The organism is Streptomyces sp. SCL15-4, assembly GCF_033366695.1.
Taxonomy (GTDB): Bacteria; Actinomycetota; Actinomycetes; order Streptomycetales; family Streptomycetaceae; genus Streptomyces.
In genome coordinates this window covers 3,969,715-3,986,745 of record NZ_JAOBTQ010000001.1, presented here as the reverse complement: position 1 = coordinate 3,986,745, position 17,031 = coordinate 3,969,715, and the positions used below count along the sequence as shown (strand labels likewise).

Below are 17,031 nucleotides of genomic sequence, written 5' to 3'. Positions count from 1 at the left end.
GATATCCGCGGGTCCCTCTTCCTTACGGGCACGCCACCTTACGCGTTCGAATCGGTGCGGCGGCAGTCGTGTGCGGTCACACGGTGTGCTCGTCGGCGGCGCTCAGCGCGGCGTCGAGTGCGGCCAGGCCCTCCTTCAGCTCGGCCTCGGTGGCGGTGCACGGCGGGGCGACGTGGGTGCGGTTCATGTTCACGAACGGCCACAGCCCGTGCCGCCTGGCGGCGGCGGTGAAGGCGGCCATCGGGGCGTTCGCCTCGCCGGCCGCGTTGTACGGCACCAGCGGCTCGCGGGTCTCGCGGCTGCGCACCAGCTCCAGCGCCCAGAACATGCCGGTGCCGCGCACCTCGCCGACGCTCGGGTGGCGGGCGGCCAGCTCGGCGAGGCCGGGGCCGACGACGCTCTCGCCGAGCCGCCTGGCGTTCTCCACGATGCCTTCCTCCGCCATCACGTTGATCGTGGCGACGGCGGCGGCGCAGGCCAGCGGGTGGCCGGAGTAGGTGAGGCCGCCCGGGTAGGGGCGCGTGCCGAAGGTCTCGGCGATCTTCCCGGAGATGGCGACACCGCCGAGCGGCACGTACCCCGAGTTCACTCCCTTGGCGAAGGTCATCAGGTCGGGGACGACATCGAACAGGTCCGCCGCGAACCACTCGCCGGTCCGGCCGAAACCGGCCATGACCTCGTCCAGGACGAAGACGATCCCGTACTTGTCGCACAGCTCGCGCACGCCGGCCAGGTAACCGGGCGGCGGGATCATGATGCCGGCGGTGCCCGGGACGGTCTCCAGGATGATCGCGGCGATGGTGCCCGGGCCCTCGAAGGCGATCGTCGTCTCCAGGTGCTCCAGCGCCCGGGCGCATTCCTGCTCCTCGGTCTCGGCGTAGAAGCGGGAGCGGTAGAGGAACGGCGCCCAGAAGTGGACGACGCCGTTCGAGCCGCTGTCGTTCGCCCAGCGGCGCGGGTCGCCGGTGATGTTGACCGCCTGCTGGGTGCCGCCGTGGTACGAGCGGTAGGCCGAGAGCACCTTGGGGCGGCCGGTGTGCAGCCGGGCCATGCGCACCGCGTGCTCCACGGCGTCCGCGCCGCCGTTGGTGAAGAAGATCTTGTCCAGGTCGCCGGGGGTCCGCTCGGCGATCAGCCGGGCCGCCTCCGAGCGGGCCTCGACGGCGAACGCGGGCGCGAAGGTGGTCAGCTTCGCGGCCTGCTCCTGGATCGCCGCGACGACCTTGGGGTGCTGGTAGCCGATGTTGGTGAAGACGAGCCCGCTGGTGAAGTCCAGGTACCGGGTGCCGTCGTAGTCCCAGAAGTACGACCCCTCGGCGCCGGCGACGGCGAGCGGGTCGATGAGGTCCTGGGCGGACCAGGAGTGGAAGACGTGCGCGCGGTCGGCGGCCTTCACTGCGGCGCCGGCTTCGGGGCTGGGCTGAGGGGTCATGCCGGTGAGGGTAGATGTCCGCGATGCGGAAGGCATATCGGCGTCCTGTTCCGTGGACAGGGGGAATCCGCGACAGATTGTCGACGGGCGGCGGCACCGGGCGGGCGTGGCGCGTTCCCGGCGATGCCCGGCGTGGCCGGTTCCCGGCGCGGTCGGTTCCTGTCGCGGAACCGTGGGACCGGGCCCGGGCGAGGTGACGTACCGGCGCACTATTGTCGGGCGTTGCAGACCTATGGGGGGGAAGGCGGCGCGGGGATGGAGAAGCTGGGACCGGGGGATCCGTCGGCGATCGGGGCCTACCGGCTGCTGGCGCGGCTCGGCGCGGGCGGCATGGGCCGGGTGTACCTGGCCCGGTCGGACCGGGGCCGGACCGTGGCGGTGAAGCTCGTCCGGGCGGAACTGGCCGAGCGGGAGGAGTTCCGGGCGCGGTTCCGGCAGGAGGTGCACGCCGCGCGCCGGGTCGGCGGGTACTGGACCGCGCCGGTGCTGGACGCGGACACCGAGGCGCCGGTGCCCTGGGTGGCGACCGGGTACGTGGCCGGGCCGAGCCTCCAGCGGGTCGTCGGGCACGACCACGGGGCGCTGCCCGAGCGGTCGGTACGGATCCTGGCGGCGGGGCTCGCGCAGGCGCTCCGGGACATCCACGCGGCCGGGATCGTGCACCGGGACCTCAAGCCGTCGAACGTGCTGGTCACCATCGACGGGCCGCGTGTGATCGACTTCGGAATCGCGCGGGCGCTGGAGAGCCCGGCTTCGGGCGTGGAGGGGCTCACCCGGACCGGCGCGCTCGTCGGGTCGCCCGGGTTCATGGCGCCCGAGCAGGTGCGCGGGGACCGGATCACGCCCGCGTGCGACGTGTTCTGCCTGGGGTCCGTGCTCGCCTACGCGGCGACCGGGTCGCTGCCCTTCGGGACCGCCGACAGCGGGGTCCACGCGCTGATGTTCCGCATCGCCCAGGAGGAGCCGGACCTGACGGGCGTGCCGGAGGGCGTCGCCGACCTGGTACGGGACTGCCTGCGCAAGGACCCGGCGAACCGGCCCTCGCTGGAGGCGATCCTGGAGCGGACCGGGGTGGAGGACACGGTCACCGGCGGCCGCTCCCGCGATCCCTGGCTGCCCAGCGCCCTGGTCGCCCAACTCGGCCGGCACGCCGTACGGCTACTGGAGGCGGAAAGCCCGGAGGAGGACGACGGCACCACCGACGGGAGACACCCGGGCACGGCTCCGGCGGGCACGGACACGGCCGGACCGGGGTGGCCCGCCGGTATGGGCGGGGCCGCGGGACCGGGAGCACCTGCCGGGCCCGGAACGCCTCACGGACCGGGAGCGGCCGTCGGTGCGGGGTGGCTCGCCGGTGAACCTGGTGGGCCCGTCGGCTGGGACGGCCACCGTGACTCGGGCCGGGCGCACGCGGGTGGGAGTCAGCCCGGCGGGGGACACCCGGGCGCGGGCGTGGCCGGAGCGGGATGGCCCGCCGGTGCGGGCGGGACCGCCGGCCCGGGAACGCCTCCCGGGTCGGGCGCGCTCGCTGGACCGGGGGCGCCCGCTGAGCCGGGAACGCCTCATGGGCCGGGGACACCCGCAGGGCCGTGGACGCCTCCGAGGCCGGGGGCGCCCGCTGGACCGGGGGCGCCTGCCGGGGCGGGAACGCCTCATGGGTCGGGAATGCCCGCCGGGGCGCACACGCCTTATGGGCCGGGGACACCCGCAGGGCCGTGGACGCCTCCGAGGCCGGGGGCGCCCGCTGGACCGGGGGAGCCCGCCGGGCATGGAACGCCTTATGGGCCGGGGACACCCGCAGCGCCGGGAACGCCTCCCGGGTCGGGCGCGCTCGCTGGACCGGGGGTGCCTGCCGGGGCGGGCGCGCCTTATGGGTCGGGGACGTCCGCCGGGCCGGACGCGCCTTATGGTCCGGGGGCACCCGCCGGGCCGGGAACGTCTTATGGGTCGGGGACGTCCGCCGGGCCGGACGCGCCTTATGGTCCGGGGGCACCCGCCGGGCCGGGAACGTCTTATGGGTCGGGGACGTCCGCCGGGCCGGACGCGCCTTATGGTCCGGGGGCACCCGCCGGGCCGGGGGCACCTGCCGGGCCGTACACACCTCCTGGACCGGGCGCACCCGCCGGGCCGGGCACGCCTCCCGGGCCGGGAACGCCCGTCGGCACGGGGTGGCCCGCTGGTCCGGAGACGCCCGGAGGGCCGGGGACGCCTGGGCCGGGGGAGCCCGCCGGTACGACGATGCCCACCGCGTCCGCGGTGTCCGGCGGTGCCGGTGGGTCCGCCGGGGCCGGGGGGCCGTACAGGGGGCCGGTCGTCGACGGGTCTCCCGAGCACGCGCCCGTCTCCGACGGCGGCGCCTCCGCTCCCGGCAGCCACCTGCCCCCCGCCGCCACCCGCCGGACTCCGCCCGCCGCGCCCCCGGCGTACGGTGCTCCGCAGCCCCAGCCGCATCCCCAGCACCCCCACCCCGCCTACGGCTACCCCCAGCAGACCGGGGCCGGAGCCTGGGGCGGGGCGCGGCAGGCGCCGGCGTACCAGCCCTATGCCGGCGGACTCGGCTCCACACCGCCGTACGGCCCGCCGGACGCCGGCCCACCGGCGGAGCCGGAGCGGCGCAGCGGCCGGTCCACCGCACTGCTCGTCGTGATCGCGCTGGTCGTGGCGCTGGGCGCGGGCGGCTCGGTGTACGCGCTGATGAAGAACGGCAGCGGCGCCCGGAACCAGGGCAGCGGCCCGGTCCCCACGCACGCCGCCACGCCCCGGGACGGCTCGGCCGCCCCCACGGCCACGTCGGCCGCGCCCACTCCGAGCACTTCGCGGACGTCCGCCGCGGGGTCGGTCCCGGACGCCTATCTGGGCACCTGGCGGACGACCCTCGGCAACGCGGGCGGCACCGGCACCCGTGAACTGACCATCCGGCAGGGCGAGGTCGGGGACACCGTGCTGACCCTGGTCGCGGACGGGCCGGCCGAGAGCGGCGGGTCGTACCACTGTGTCTTCGAGGCCGAGCTGGCCGAAGCACCCGCCGGGAACGGGCCGTTGGCGATCGGGCCGTCCACCGTCACCACCGGGGAGCCCGCCTCCTCCTGCACCCCGGGCGAGGCCACCGAGATCACCCTGCTGCCGGACGGACGCCTGAAGCGGGCCAAGGCGAGCGGCGGGGAGAGCCTGACGTACAGCAAGGAGTGACGAACCCGCTCTGGCGGCCGGGTGGTCGAACGGCGGGCGAAGGAGGTCGGTGCCGGGCCTCGACGGCGGTGCGCCGGCCCTGCGGCCGAGGGTCAGCGCGGCTCCGGTGGGCGCTGCCTCGGCATGTTGGGGCGGCTGCCGCTCGCCGGCGGCAGGGGGAAGCGCGCCCCGCCCGCGCCGCCCGTCTCCTGCCGGGGCACCGCGGCCACCGCCGTCTGGAGGTCCAGCGGGGCCGGGCCCGCGCGGAACTGCGCCATCCAGTCGGTCGTCTCCGTGCGCACCAGTTCCGCGAGGTCCTCGGAGAAGCGCCGCAGCACCGCCAGGCACCGCTCGGCCGCCTCGCTCGCCGTGCCCTCCGCCGGGCCCAGCACCTCCCGCACGCTCTCCGAGGCCCAGTCGAACTGCAACGCCTGGAGCCGCCGCTGCACCGCCTGGGCGGTGGCCACGTCCCGCATCCAGCCGGACGTGCACCCGAAGAACCGGTCGACACCCACGCCGGCCCCCGCGAGCAGCAGCGCCAGACAGCCCCAGGGTGCCGTCCCGGCGGCCACCCCGGTGAGGTCCAGCAGCGGCAGCGCCGCCCCGGCCACCGCCCCGGCCGCCGTGGTGACCCGCAGCGCGCGCGCCCCGCGCCGCTTCCGGGACCGGTCCCGCAGATACCAGGCGGCCGTCTCCAGTCCCCGGCGCTCCACCCAGCGGTACAGCTCGTCCAGCCGCTCGGCCGGTTCGCCCCAGTCCCCGAGCGGAAACGTCCGCCCGGTCAGATCGCCCGGCCGCAGCCCGGCCGCCCCCTCGCCCCGCCCGTCCTGAGGCGGACCCTCGGGCTGCATCTCCGGCTGACCCACCCGGCACTCCCTACTGATCACGACCGGTCGCGTTGCGTGACATTCCATGCCGACGCGCGGCCCCCTTCCTACCGCCCAACGGGTGGCGGAGAGGGAGGTTTCCCCGCTTTTCCGCCCGGAAGAGGGCCTTGATCAGGTATAGGACAGCCGTCTTTCTCACTCGAAAGAGTGGCAGGGCAGCGACCGCGTGGACCACGTAGGCTCGTTGACGACTGAGAAAACGTCGGAGACGACGACGCGGAAGACGGCGAGGAGCTGATCGTGATCCCCGGTGGCCAGCCCAACATGCAGCAGTTGCTCCAGCAGGCCCAGAAGATGCAGCAGGACCTGGCGCGGGCGCAGGAGGAACTGGCGAACACCGAGGTCGACGGGCAGGCGGGCGGCGGCCTGGTGAAGGCCACCGTGACCGGCGCCGGCGAGCTGCGCGCGCTGAGGATCGACCCGAAGGCGGTGGACCCGGAGGACACCGAGACCCTCGCCGACCTGATCCTGGCGGCCGTCCAGGCGGCCAACCAGAACGCGCAGACGCTCCAGCAGCAGAAGCTCGGCCCGCTGGCGCAGGGGCTGGGCGGCGGCAGCGGCATCCCGGGCCTGCCGTTCTGACCCGCTCCGGGCCGCCGCCTTCCGGGCGGCGGCGCAGGGCAACTACCGTACGTACCGAAAGGTCTCCAGGAAAGGCAGTCCGTTGTACGAAGGCGTGGTCCAGGACCTCATCGACGAGCTGGGGCGGCTGCCCGGCGTCGGTCCCAAGAGCGCGCAGCGGATCGCCTTCCACGTCCTGCAGGCCGAGCCGGCCGACGTGAAGCGGCTCGCGCACGCCCTGCTGGAGGTCAAGGCGAAGGTGCGCTTCTGCGCCACCTGCGGCAACGTGGCGCAGGAGGAGCTGTGCGGCATCTGCCGCGACCCGCGCCGCGACCCCGCCGTCATCTGTGTGGTGGAGGAGCCGAAGGACGTCGTCGCGATCGAGCGCACCCGTGAGTTCCGCGGCCGGTACCACGTGCTCGGCGGCGCGATCAGCCCGATCGAGGGCGTCGGACCCGACGACCTGCGTATACGGGAACTTCTCGCGCGGTTGGCCGACGGGTCGGTCACGGAGCTGATCCTGGCCACGGACCCGAATCTGGAAGGCGAGGCGACGGCCACGTACCTCGCCCGCATGATCAAGCCCATGGGCCTGAAGGTCACCCGCCTGGCCAGCGGCCTCCCGGTGGGTGGCGACCTGGAATACGCGGACGAGGTGACCCTCGGCCGCGCCTTCGAGGGGAGACGACTGCTAGATGTCTGATGCCACGCTGCATGCCACGACGCAGAACCCGGACGACTTCGCGGTGCAGATCGCGGACCAGGTGGAGAGCTTCCTGGTGGCCGTCACGGAGGTGGCCAGGGGCGCCGAGCCGGGCTCGGCGGTCCCCTTCCTCCTCCTGGAGGTCTCCCAGCTGCTGCTGGCCGGCGGCCGGCTGGGCGCCCACGAGGACTTCGTCCCCGACGAGCGCTACGAGCCCGACCCGGGCCCCGAGCCGGACGTGGACGAGCTGCGCGAGAACTTCGCCCGGCTGCTGGACCCGGTCGACGTCTACTCCGAGGTCTTCGACCCGTACGAGCCCCGCAAGGCGCCCGTGCCGGCCCGGATCTCCGACGACCTCGCCGACATCATCACCGACCTCAGGCACGGCATGGCCCACTACCGCGCGGGCCGTACCACCGAGGCCCTGTGGTGGTGGCAGTTCTCGTACTTCTCCAACTGGGGAGGGATGGCCTCGGCGGTGCTGCGCGCCCTGCAGTCCGTCCTCATCCACGTCCGGCTGAACCAGCCCCTGGAGGAGCTGGACGGCCTGGACACCGACCAGGCCGACATAGGCGACGAGACGCTGGAGTTCGAGGCGGGCCGGGTCATGGCCGAGGAGATCGGCGCTCCGCTGGGCATCCGGCCGGCGCAGTAGCGCCCGTCCGCCGGTTGTGAGCCGGGGCACTTTGGGAGTGGTGCGCCGCGCGCTGGGCAGGGTCCGACCGGGGCGGACGATGTCTCACCATGCGGGAGCAGGATGGTGGAATTCGGACGCTCGTTAGACTGAGCCGACACAAACGAACCGAGCGAGGAGCGCACGTGGGCCTTGTCGTGCAGAAGTACGGAGGCTCCTCCGTAGCCGATGCCGAGGGCATCAAGCGCGTCGCCAAGCGGATCGTGGAAGCGAAGAAGAACGGCAACCAGGTTGTCGTCGTCGTTTCCGCGATGGGCGACACGACGGACGAGCTGATCGATCTCGCCGAGCAGGTGTCTCCGATGCCTGCCGGGCGGGAGTTCGACATGCTGCTGACCGCCGGAGAGCGGATCTCCATGGCCCTGCTGGCGATGGCGATCAAAAACCTGGGCCACGAGGCGCAGTCCTTCACCGGCAGCCAGGCAGGCGTCATCACCGACTCGGTCCACAACAAAGCCCGGATCATCGACGTCACGCCGGGCCGGATCCGGACGGCCCTGGACGAGGGCAACATCGCCATCGTCGCCGGTTTCCAGGGCGTCAGCCAGGACAAGAAGGACATCACCACGCTGGGCCGCGGTGGGTCCGACACGACGGCCGTGGCGCTCGCCGCCGCGCTCGACGCCGAGGTCTGCGAGATCTACACCGACGTCGACGGCGTGTTCACCGCCGACCCGCGTGTGGTGAAGAAGGCCCGGAAGATCGACTGGATCTCCTTCGAGGACATGCTGGAGCTGGCCTCGTCCGGGTCCAAGGTGCTGCTGCACCGCTGTGTGGAGTACGCCCGCCGCTACAACATCCCGATCCATGTCCGGTCCTCGTTCAGCGGACTTCAGGGCACATGGGTCAGCAGTGAGCCGATTGGGGACAAGAAGGTGGAGCAGGCCATCATCTCCGGTGTCGCGCACGACACCTCCGAGGCCAAGATCACGGTCGTCGGCGTGCCGGACAAGCCGGGTGAGGCCGCCGCGATCTTCCGGACCATCGCCGATGCCGAGGTCAACATCGACATGGTCGTGCAGAACGTGTCCGCCGCCGCCACCGGGCTGACGGACATCTCCTTCACCCTGCCGAAGACCGAGGGCCGCAAGGCCATCGACGCGCTGGAGCGCAACCGTCCCGGCATCGGCTTCGACTCGCTGCGCTACGACGACCAGATCGGCAAGATCTCCCTGGTCGGCGCCGGTATGAAGACCAACCCGGGCGTCACCGCCGCCTTCTTCGAGGCGCTGAGCAACGCGGGCGTGAACATCGAGCTGATCTCGACCTCCGAGATCCGCATCTCGGTCGTCACCCGCGCCGACGACGTGCCCGAGGCCGTCCGCGCCGTGCACACCGCCTTCGGGCTCGACTCCGACTCCGACGAGGCCGTCGTCTACGGAGGCACCGGCCGATGAGCCGGGGTACGGGCCGATGACCGGCAGGCCGACGCTCGCGGTCGTGGGAGCGACCGGGGCCGTCGGCACGGTCATGCTCCGGATCCTGTCCCAGCGCGCCGACATCTGGGGCGAGATCCGGCTGCTCGCCTCGCCGCGCTCGGCCGGCCGCAAGCTGACCGTGCGCGGGGCGGAGGTCGAGGTGACGGCCCTGGCGGAGGACGCCTTCGACGGCGTCGACATCGCGCTGTTCGGCGTCCCCGCGGACGTCGCCGCCGCCTGGGCACCGGTCGCCGCCGCGTGCGGCGCGGTCGTCGTCGACGGCTCCGGCGCCTTCCGGGCCGACGCGGACGTGCCGCTCGTGGTGCCCGAGGTCAATCCGCACGCGCTGCGCTCCCGCCCGCGCGGCATCGTCGCGAGCCCCGACAGCGCCACCCTGACGATGATCGTCGCCCTGGGCGCGCTGCACGCCGAGTACGGCCTGCGCGAGCTGGTGGTCTCGTCGTACCAGGCGGCGAGCGGGGCCGGGCGGGCCGGCGTGGACGCCCTGCGGACCCAGCTGGCCCTGGTGGCCGGGACCGAGCTGGGCACCCGGCCGGGAGACCTGAGGCGGGCCGTCGGGGACGCCACCGGGCCCTTCCCGGAGCCGGTCGCGCTGAACGTCGTCCCGTGGACCGGGCCGCCGCGGGCGGACGGCCGGTCGGCGCAGGAACTGGCCGTGCGCGAGGAGACCCGCCGGATCCTCGGCCTGCCGGCGCTGCCGGTCGCCGTGACCTGCGTCCAGGTTCCGGTGGTCACCACGCATGCGCTCACCGTGCACGCCCGCTTCCAGCGCGAAGTGGAAGTCGACGGCGCCCGGGAGATCCTCGCGACCGCGCCGGGCGTGGTGCTGTGCGACGACCCGGCCGCCGGCGAGTTCCCCACCCCGGCCGACGTGGTGGGCACCGACCCGGCCTGGGTGGGCCGCCTGCGCCGGTCGCTGGACGATCCGGCCGCGCTGGAGTTCTTCGTGTGCGGCGACAATCTGCGCAAGGGCGCCGCGCTGAACTGCGTACAGCTCGCGGAGCTGCTCGCCGGACCGGCCGGCGGGGAGCCGGGCGGGCGGCCGGCCGTGTCTGACGCTTTGTAGGATCCGGGTAAGAAGTGTGGCCGGGAGCATGGTCGAAACCACTTGAACCGTCCCTCTTGGCGGCAGAGGATTCTCTCCCCGTCTTCCGCAACCGTACGGAGGGCGGGGAGCGTCTTTGCGGTCACCCTTGCGGGGCCTGGGGACGTGATGATCCTGGCGTGGGGACGCCGTGATCGGGGCGTGGGGACGCCCGTTCAAATGGGATATAAGGGAAGAGCGGGACGCATGACGGCACTTGAGGCCCGGCCGGTTGTTGCACATGTGACGCCCGGCACGTACAACCCCCGAGGGGGGAAACGTGTCCAACTGACGTGGCAGAGGTACTCGAACTCAGTGTGGCCCGCGGCGGCACGGCCCTGCGGCCTCCCGCGGTGCTCCGGCCCCGCGCGTCCGGCGGCATGCCGGTGATCGCGCCCATGCCCGCAGCGCGGCCCGCCCGCATACCCAGTCAGCGTGACGGTGCCGAGGAGCTGCCCGGTGCCGTGACGGCCGAGGCCGCCGGGACCACCGTCGACCACCTCACCGAGACCTACCGGGCGCACTACCGCTCGCTGCTGGGTCTCGCCGCGCTCCTCCTCGACGACACCGCCTCCTGCGAGGACGTCGTCCAGGAGGCATTCATCCGCGTCCACTCGGCCCGCAAACGCGTCCGTGACCCCGAGAAGACCCTCGCCTATCTGCGGCAGACGGTCGTCAACCTCTCCCGTTCCACGCTGCGCCGCCGCATCCTCGGCCTGAAGCTGCTCTCCAAGCCGATGCCCGACGCGGCGAGCGCGGAGGAGGGCGCCTACGACCAGCTGGAGCGGCGGGACCTCATCCAGGCGATGAAGGGCCTGCAGCGCCGCCAGCGCGAGGTCCTCGTGCTGCGGTACTTCGCGGACATGACCGAGGCCCAGGTCGCCGAGACGCTCGGCATATCCCTCGGCTCGGTGAAGGCGTACGGCTCGCGGGGCATCGCCGCGCTTCGGGTGGCCATGAGGGCCCTGGCATGAGCGACCGCGCCGAAGGGGGCGACTCCCATGAACGTCACGAGCCCTACGCCTGGCACGAGCCGACGCGCCACCACGGGCAACCGCACACGCCAACGCACGCTGGGAACGGAACTGTGAACCACGGCCCCGACGGCAAGGGCCCCGCGAGGCCCGCCCCGGTCACCGACTCACCGGACGGCCTCGACGGACTCGACGAACTCGACGGACTCGGCTCGGACGAGCTGGCCCTGCGCCGTCTGCTGCACACGGCGGTGGACGACCTCGAACCGCGCGGCGGCACCCTGGAGCACCTGCGCCGGGCGGTCCCCGCGCGCCGCGCCCGCAAGCGCCAGGCGTTGGTCGGCGCGGCGGCGGCGGCCCTGTTCATCGGCACCGCGATCCCCGCCCTGGTGCACGTCTCCCAGGCCGGCGGCTCCGACCCCAACACCGCTATGGCCGGCCAGACCTCCCAGGCCCAGGGCGGCACCGGCCAGGGCAAGGACAAGGGCACCGCCGGCAAGGACGACAAGAAGGACACCCCGAGCACCGAGGTCAAGCCCGGCAAGGAACCGGACGAGGCCGAGGGCGAGAAGGACCACAAGCAGGGCCACCGCCCCGGCATTCCCGGCGGCGCCCAGCCCACCGCCACCACCCCCGCCGGCATCCCGCCGTGCTCGCCGGGCCGGCTCGGCTCCGCCGTCGGCACCGTGGACGCCCCCGACTCCGCGGGCGTGGTCTACGGCACCTTCCGCGTCGTCAACGTCTCCGCCGGGGCCTGCAAGGTGACCGGCCCCGGCAGCGTCGCCCCGTCGGCCCAGGGCGCCGCCGACCCGGCCAAGATCGGCGCCGTGCGGCACTCGGCGGGGGACGCGGCGGCGGCCCTGCCCGACCCCTCCCTGGAGGTCGCCTCGCTGGTCCTGCAGCCCGGGGCGGCGTACGAGGAGAAGTTCGCCTTCGTGCCGTCCGAGACCTGTCCCGCCGTGGGCGGCGGCACCACCGGAGGTTCCGACACGGGCGGCCCGTCCCCCGATCCGTCGCCGACCCAGGAGGCGAGCGCGACCGGCGGGACGACCGACACCAGCACCGGCACGCCGGGCGCCACGACCCAGCTGACGACCGAGGAGGGCACGGCCGACGGCAGCGTCGCGGTCACCCACACGGCTCAGGGCGGCGCGCCTGCGGCGACCGCGGTGGTGCCGGGAGCGTGCGCGGGGACGGTGTACTACACGGGGCTGCTGGCGGGGGCGTGAGCCCTGCCGGCCGGCGCCGGGACCCGGTGGGTCAGCCGCTCGGGACCGGGGTGCGCTCCGCGTCCTCCGGTACCAGGCCCAGCGCCGCGTCCCGCTGGAACTCCAGCTCCCGCCGCAGCAGCCGGAACCACATGAACACCACGAACCCCGCGAAGACGAACCACTCGCCGGTGTAACCGAGGTTCTGGAACGCCTTCAGGTCCAGGCCCGTACCGGTCGGCGCGCTCGCGGGCACGGCCTTCATCCCGGCGTCGCCCTTGTCCAGCGTCACCCACGCGTCGTACAGCCGGTACGGCACCAGGTTGACCAGCGACGCCGAGCTGATCGCCGCCGTCTGCCCGGCCGGCAGCCCGCCCCGCGCGCTGACCCCGTTGTCCCCCGGGGTCTCGGACGCCTGGAGCGCGCCGGTCACGGTGACCTCGCCGGCGGGCGCGGCGGGGGCCTTCGCCGGGTCCGCCGTGCCGGGCAGCCAGCCCCGCACCACGGGCAGTGCCTTGCCGGAGCCGGTGCGCAGCAGGGTGAGGACGTAGAAGCCGCTCCTGCCGTCCAGCTCCCGGCCGGGCACCAGCAACTGCCTGCCGTAGTGCCCGCTCGCCGTGACCCGCCGGCCCGAGGTGCTCTTGTCGACGGGCAGCATCGAGTCCAGCGGGCGCGCGGCCTCGCTCCGGCCGGACGTGGCCTGCTCGGTCGCGGTGCGGTGGTCCTCCACGCGCCCCTCGAACCGGCTCAGCTGCCACGACCCCATGAACACGCAGAACGGGATGGCGAGCAGCACGAAGACGTTGATGCCCCACCAGCGGGGTGTCAGCAGAAACCGGTACACGCCCTCCACGGTACGGCGCCCGCCGCGGGGTCCGGGGCGCGGGTCGGCTCTTGGACCGGCTCCGGCGGCACCTGCCGGCCCGGCGGCCTCCGCCGCGCCGGACGCGGAGCCGTCGTACGGGGACGAGGAACCGGCGGAAACGCCCATGGCCCGGAAGTTGTCCACAGGCTGCGCACACCCGTCACCCACTTGTCGGCCCGGCCGGGCAGTATGGGCGCATGACTGGGGCCATGAGTGAAAACAGGACACCGGACACACCGGACATGCCGGACTGGGAGAAGCGGTTCAGGGCGCCGCGGGTCTCCCTGCCCGACTGGGCGGAGGACGCGCCGGACCGCGCCTTGTTCGTGTCGAACGCGACGGGGACGTACGAGCTGTACGCGTGGGACCGCGCGACGGGCGAGCAGCGGCAGGCGACGGACCGGCCGAACGGCACGACGGACGGCGTGCTCTCCCCGGACGGCGCGTGGATCTGGTGGTTCGACGACAAGGACGGCGACGAGTTCGGCGTCTGGCGCCGCCAGCCGTTCACGGGCGGCCCCGACGAGCCGGCCGTGCCCGGCCTGGCCCCGTCCTACCCGGCCGGCCTGGCCCTGTCCCGCGACGGCCGCACGGCGGTCGTGGGCCGCTCCACGGACGATGACGGTACGACGATCCACCTGGCGCGCGAGGGCGCGGAGCCGGTGGAGATCTACCGGCACCGCGAGTCGGCGGGCGTCGGCGACCTCTCGCACGACGGCTCGCTGATCGCGGTCGAGCACACCGAGCACGGCGACGCCATGCACGCCGCCCTGCGCGTGCTCCGCCCGGACGGCACGACGGTCGCCGAGCTGGACGACACCAAGGGCGGCGTCGAGGAACTGGGCCTGGAGGTGCTGGGCTTCGCCCCGGTCGACGGCGACACCCGGCTGCTCGTCGGCCATCAGCGCCGGGGCCGCTGGGAGCCCATGGTGTGGGACGTGGCGACGGGCGAGGAGACGGAGCTGGCGCTGGAGCTGCCGGGCGACGTCGGCGCCGAGTGGTATCCGGACGGTTCGGCGCTGCTCGTCGTGCACGGCTTCGAGGCCCGCAGCGAGCTGTTCCGCTTCGATCTGGCGGCCCGCGAGCTGACCCGCATCCCGACCCCGCCCGGCACGGTCTCCGGTGCGACGGCCCGCCCCGACGGCAGCGTGGAGTACCTGTGGTCGTCGGCCGCCGAGCCGCCGGTGGTGCGGTCCACGTCCGGCGGTGCGGTGCTGGACCCGCCGGGCATGGCGTGCCCGCCGTCGGTGCCGGTGGAGGACGTGTGGGTGGAAGGGCCCGGCGGACGCATCCACGCCCTCGTCCAGAAGCCGGCGGGCGCCACGGGCCCCCTGCCCACCGTCTTCGACCTGCACGGCGGCCCGACCTGGCACGACAGCGACTCCTTCGCGGCGGGCCCGGCGGCCTGGGTCGACCACGGTTACGCGGTGATCCGCGTCAACTACCGCGGCTCCACCGGCTACGGCCGCGCCTGGACCGACGCCCTCAAGCACCGGGTGGGCCTGATCGAGCTGGAGGACGTGGCCGCGGTCCGGGACTGGGCGGTCTCCTCGGGCCTCGCCGACCCCGCCCGCCTGGTCCTCACCGGCGCGTCCTGGGGCGGCTACCTCACCCTGCTCGGCATCGGCACCGAGCCGGACGCCTGGGCGCTGGGCATCGCGGTGGTCCCGGTCGCGGACTACGTCACGGCGTACCACGACGAGATGGAGTCCCTGAAGGCCATGGACCGCACCCTGCTCGGCGGCACGCCCGAGGAGGTCCCGGACCGCTTCGCCGCGTCCTCCCCGCTCACCTACGTCGACCGGGTCAAGGCCCCGGTCTACATCTCGGCGGGCGTCAACGACCCCCGCTGCCCGATCCGCCAGATCGACAACTACGTCAAACGCCTGGAGACCCGCGACGCGCCCCACGAGGTCTACCGCTACGACGCGGGCCACGGCTCCCTGGTGGTCGACGAACGCATCAAGCAGGTCGGCCTGGAACTGGACTTCGCGGCCCGGCACCTGCCCGCGTAACCGGTGCCGGACGCGCGCCGGCCGAGGACGGCCACCATGGCCGCTGCTCCCACACCGGCGTGCCCGGCCACTCCACGGGCCCGTGTGTGGCCGGGTCCGCCGGACTGCGGTATCTCCGCGCTCGATCGGCCGAGTCCTCGAGAGCCGCGCTTCAGCCGGGCCCTGTGACGCGGCGCGGTCAGCGGAGTTCCGCCAGGCCCCTGCGTGTTGCCGCCACGACCACCCGGTCCCCCTTCGCCAGTACGTGGTCGGCGGCGGTGTCGGGGTGGCCCAGGCGGGCCAGGGCGCGCCAGGAGCCGGTGTGGAAGGCCTCGGACAGGGTGCGGCCCTCCAGCCGGGGGTGGCCGTCGACGTCGACCGCGGCGAAGAGCAGGACGCGGCGCTCCACCGCGATCGCGCCCAGGACCTGCCGGCCGAGCATCGCCCCGGCGAACGCGGGCGCGGCCAGATGGGTGACGCTGCGGCTGCGGGTCAGGGCGTGCGGGTGGGCGGCGCGCAGGGTGCGGTAGACGGCGGTGGCGAAGTCGTCGTCGTACAGGCGCAGGACCACGCGGAGGTCGGGGCGGACCGTGCGGGCGTAGAGGACGGCCTCCAGGTTGGTGGTGTCGGCGCTGGTCACCGCGAGCAGCGTCCCCGCCCGGTGGATCTGGGCCGCCTCCAGTACGCCTTCCTGGGTGACGTCGCCGAGGACCACCGGCACCCGTAGCCGCCGGGCGGTGGCCAGGCCGCGTGCCTCCGGGTCGGACTCGACGCACACGACGGGGACGTTCAGCTCGCGCAGCCGGGTCAGCACCCGGGTGCCGATCTTGCCGAGTCCGAGCAGCACCACGTGTCCGCTCAGCCCGCGCGGCGGTCTGCGCAGGGTGGAGGCGGTGCGGAAGGTGCCCAGCGCCTCCAGCCCGGCGGCCAGCAGCACCGGCAGCAGGAGCAGCCCGACGAGTGCGGACAGCAGTTGCAGGACCTGTCGGCCGAGGGGTTCCTTCAGCGCCGGGTCGTCGATGGCGAACAGGTCGAGCAGGGTGATGTAGCAGGCGCGCAGCGGATGGATGCCGGTGACCAGCGACAGGGTGACGGCGAGCGCGACCACGCAGCCGACCAGCCCGGCCAGCGACCAGCGCAGCCGCCGGGAGAAGAGCGAGGCGAGCGGCATGACACCGGTCAGCCGGCGGGCGGGCCTCGCGGATTCGGCGTCGGCGGGGGAGGAGACGTGTTCCAGCACCACGGCGGGCCGTCCGGCGGCCTGCCGTACCTCCTCGTCGCCGGGGAGCAGGCGCGGCGGCTGCTCCCCGCCGGACAGCAACGCGAGCGTGCACAGGCCGGGATCGGCGCCCGCCCCCTCCTCGCCGGCCGGCGGGCGTTCCACGGCGCGCAGCAGCAGGCCCTCGGTCTGTACGACCTTGCCGGTACCGGCGACGGCGGTGGCCGCGAGCGCGGGCGCGGCGGTGTCGGCGTCGGACAGTACGGTCGTGGAGGCCTCCGGGCCGGCGCCCGGGCCGTCCGCCGCGTCCCCGGCGGCCAGCGCGGCGGCCTGGTCGAGGAGTTCCTCGATGTGCTGGCCGAGCCGCCGGTTGTACAGCCTGAGGACCAGCCGCAGCCGGGGGTTGAGCCGGCGGGCGGTCAGCGCGGCCCGGATGTTGGTCTCGTCGTCGTCGTACACGAGGGCCAGCGCGGCGGCCCGTGCCACCCCGGCCTCCGCGAGCACCGCCTCGGTCGGTTCGGCGGCCTCCATGACCGCCTCGCCGTCCGCGCGCTGGCCGGCGGCCGGGCCGGCGGGCGGCCCGGTGCCGCCGCCCCGGCCCACCGTCCCCACCGCGGCGCTGACCATCCGGTCGAACAGCGCCGCCGACGCGGCCCGGGCCCGGCCGACCACGGGGGGCCCGGCGGTGCGCCGGTCCGGCGGTACGACCAGGGTGACCTGCTCGCCGTAGACCCCGCGCAGCTCGGCGGCCAGCCGGTGCGCGAGCCCGTCGTCGCCGCACACCACCATGTGCGCCTGCGGGC

The 17,031-nt window shown here is 74.3% G+C and carries 13 protein-coding genes and 1 pseudogene; 10 read left to right on the top strand and 4 right to left on the bottom strand.

All coding sequences use genetic code 11. The annotated features are described in order from the left end of the window. Window positions 1-76: 76 nt before the first annotated feature. Complete coding sequence (locus SCK26_RS17355) at window positions 77-1,432, bottom strand: aspartate aminotransferase family protein (RefSeq protein WP_318202217.1); 1,356 nt, start codon at window positions 1,430-1,432, stop codon at window positions 77-79. Between the two features lie 255 nt (window positions 1,433-1,687). Between SCK26_RS17355 and SCK26_RS17350 the strand changes: the two are divergent. Together SCK26_RS17350 and SCK26_RS17345 are read left to right on the top strand one after the other, a co-directional pair. After that, a pseudogene (locus SCK26_RS17350) lies at window positions 1,688-3,085 on the top strand (serine/threonine-protein kinase); the annotation flags it as partial. Window positions 3,086-3,670: 585 nt separating this feature from the next. Continuing rightward, window positions 3,671-4,621: a hypothetical protein gene (locus tag SCK26_RS17345; RefSeq protein ID WP_318206187.1), complete on the top strand. Its 951-nt coding sequence runs from the start codon at window positions 3,671-3,673 to the stop codon at window positions 4,619-4,621. Window positions 4,622-4,713: 92 nt separating this feature from the next. On the opposite strand, the gene SCK26_RS17340 is transcribed toward SCK26_RS17345, so the two are convergent. Next, window positions 4,714-5,466, bottom strand: coding sequence for an SLATT domain-containing protein (locus tag SCK26_RS17340; RefSeq protein ID WP_318202216.1), 753 nt, complete (start codon window positions 5,464-5,466; stop codon window positions 4,714-4,716). A gap of 261 nt (window positions 5,467-5,727) precedes the next feature. On the opposite strand from SCK26_RS17340, the gene SCK26_RS17335 reads away from it, so the two are divergent. The 7 genes from SCK26_RS17335 to SCK26_RS17305 all read left to right on the top strand — a co-directional run bounded on the left by SCK26_RS17335 (window position 5,728) and on the right by SCK26_RS17305 (window position 12,171). Further along, window positions 5,728-6,069 (top strand): YbaB/EbfC family nucleoid-associated protein, encoded by a 342-nt coding sequence (locus SCK26_RS17335; RefSeq protein WP_318202215.1) that lies wholly within the window; start codon window positions 5,728-5,730, stop codon window positions 6,067-6,069. Between the two features lie 82 nt (window positions 6,070-6,151). Continuing rightward, window positions 6,152-6,751, top strand: coding sequence for a recombination mediator RecR (gene recR / locus SCK26_RS17330; RefSeq protein WP_318202214.1), 600 nt, complete (start codon window positions 6,152-6,154; stop codon window positions 6,749-6,751). Next, on the top strand, window positions 6,744-7,406 hold the full coding sequence (locus SCK26_RS17325) for a DUF5063 domain-containing protein (RefSeq protein WP_318202213.1): 663 nt from the start codon (window positions 6,744-6,746) through the stop codon (window positions 7,404-7,406). Before recR ends, SCK26_RS17325 begins: the two co-directional genes overlap by 8 nt. 164 nt (window positions 7,407-7,570) lie before the next feature. Then, window positions 7,571-8,842 carry an aspartate kinase gene (locus tag SCK26_RS17320; protein WP_318202212.1) on the top strand — a complete coding sequence of 424 codons (1,272 nt, stop codon included), beginning with the start codon at window positions 7,571-7,573 and terminating at the stop codon, window positions 8,840-8,842. Between the two features lie 16 nt (window positions 8,843-8,858). Continuing rightward, window positions 8,859-9,950 (top strand): aspartate-semialdehyde dehydrogenase, encoded by a 1,092-nt coding sequence (locus SCK26_RS17315; protein ID WP_318202211.1) that lies wholly within the window; start codon window positions 8,859-8,861, stop codon window positions 9,948-9,950. Between the two features lie 311 nt (window positions 9,951-10,261). Next, window positions 10,262-10,942, top strand: a complete 681-nt coding sequence (locus tag SCK26_RS17310) for a SigE family RNA polymerase sigma factor (RefSeq protein ID WP_318202210.1) — start codon at window positions 10,262-10,264, stop codon at window positions 10,940-10,942. A 113-nt stretch (window positions 10,943-11,055) separates the two neighbouring features. After that, window positions 11,056-12,171, top strand: a complete 1,116-nt coding sequence (locus SCK26_RS17305) for a hypothetical protein (protein ID WP_318202209.1) — start codon at window positions 11,056-11,058, stop codon at window positions 12,169-12,171. 31 nt (window positions 12,172-12,202) lie between these two features. On the opposite strand, the gene SCK26_RS17300 is transcribed toward SCK26_RS17305, so the two are convergent. Continuing rightward, entirely contained in the window at window positions 12,203-12,994 is a 792-nt protein-coding gene (locus SCK26_RS17300) for an SURF1 family protein (RefSeq protein WP_318202208.1), read from the bottom strand. A gap of 230 nt (window positions 12,995-13,224) precedes the next feature. On the opposite strand from SCK26_RS17300, the gene SCK26_RS17295 reads away from it, so the two are divergent. Continuing rightward, window positions 13,225-15,030 carry a prolyl oligopeptidase family serine peptidase gene (locus tag SCK26_RS17295; protein WP_318202207.1) on the top strand — a complete coding sequence of 602 codons (1,806 nt, stop codon included), beginning with the start codon at window positions 13,225-13,227 and terminating at the stop codon, window positions 15,028-15,030. Between the two features lie 178 nt (window positions 15,031-15,208). On the opposite strand, the gene SCK26_RS17290 is transcribed toward SCK26_RS17295, so the two are convergent. After that, window positions 15,209-17,017, bottom strand: a complete 1,809-nt coding sequence (locus SCK26_RS17290) for an NAD(P)-binding protein (protein ID WP_318206031.1) — start codon at window positions 17,015-17,017, stop codon at window positions 15,209-15,211. Window positions 17,018-17,031 lie beyond the last annotated feature (14 nt).

What these genes read in the sequence shown, in the direction of transcription:
- SCK26_RS17355 (WP_318202217.1), bottom strand. Translation starts at nt 1,432, where the DNA reads ATGACCCCTCAGCCCAGCCCCGAAGCCGGCGCCGCAGTGAAGGCCGCC.
- SCK26_RS17345 (WP_318206187.1), top strand. Translation starts at nt 3,671, where the DNA reads ATGCCCACCGCGTCCGCGGTGTCCGGCGGTGCCGGTGGGTCCGCCGGG.
- SCK26_RS17325 (WP_318202213.1), top strand. Translation starts at nt 6,744, where the DNA reads ATGTCTGATGCCACGCTGCATGCCACGACGCAGAACCCGGACGACTTC.
- SCK26_RS17315 (WP_318202211.1), top strand. Translation starts at nt 8,859, where the DNA reads ATGACCGGCAGGCCGACGCTCGCGGTCGTGGGAGCGACCGGGGCCGTC.
- SCK26_RS17295 (WP_318202207.1), top strand. Translation starts at nt 13,225, where the DNA reads ATGAGTGAAAACAGGACACCGGACACACCGGACATGCCGGACTGGGAG.
- SCK26_RS17290 (WP_318206031.1), bottom strand. Translation starts at nt 17,017, where the DNA reads ATGGTGGTGTGCGGCGACGACGGGCTCGCGCACCGGCTGGCCGCCGAG.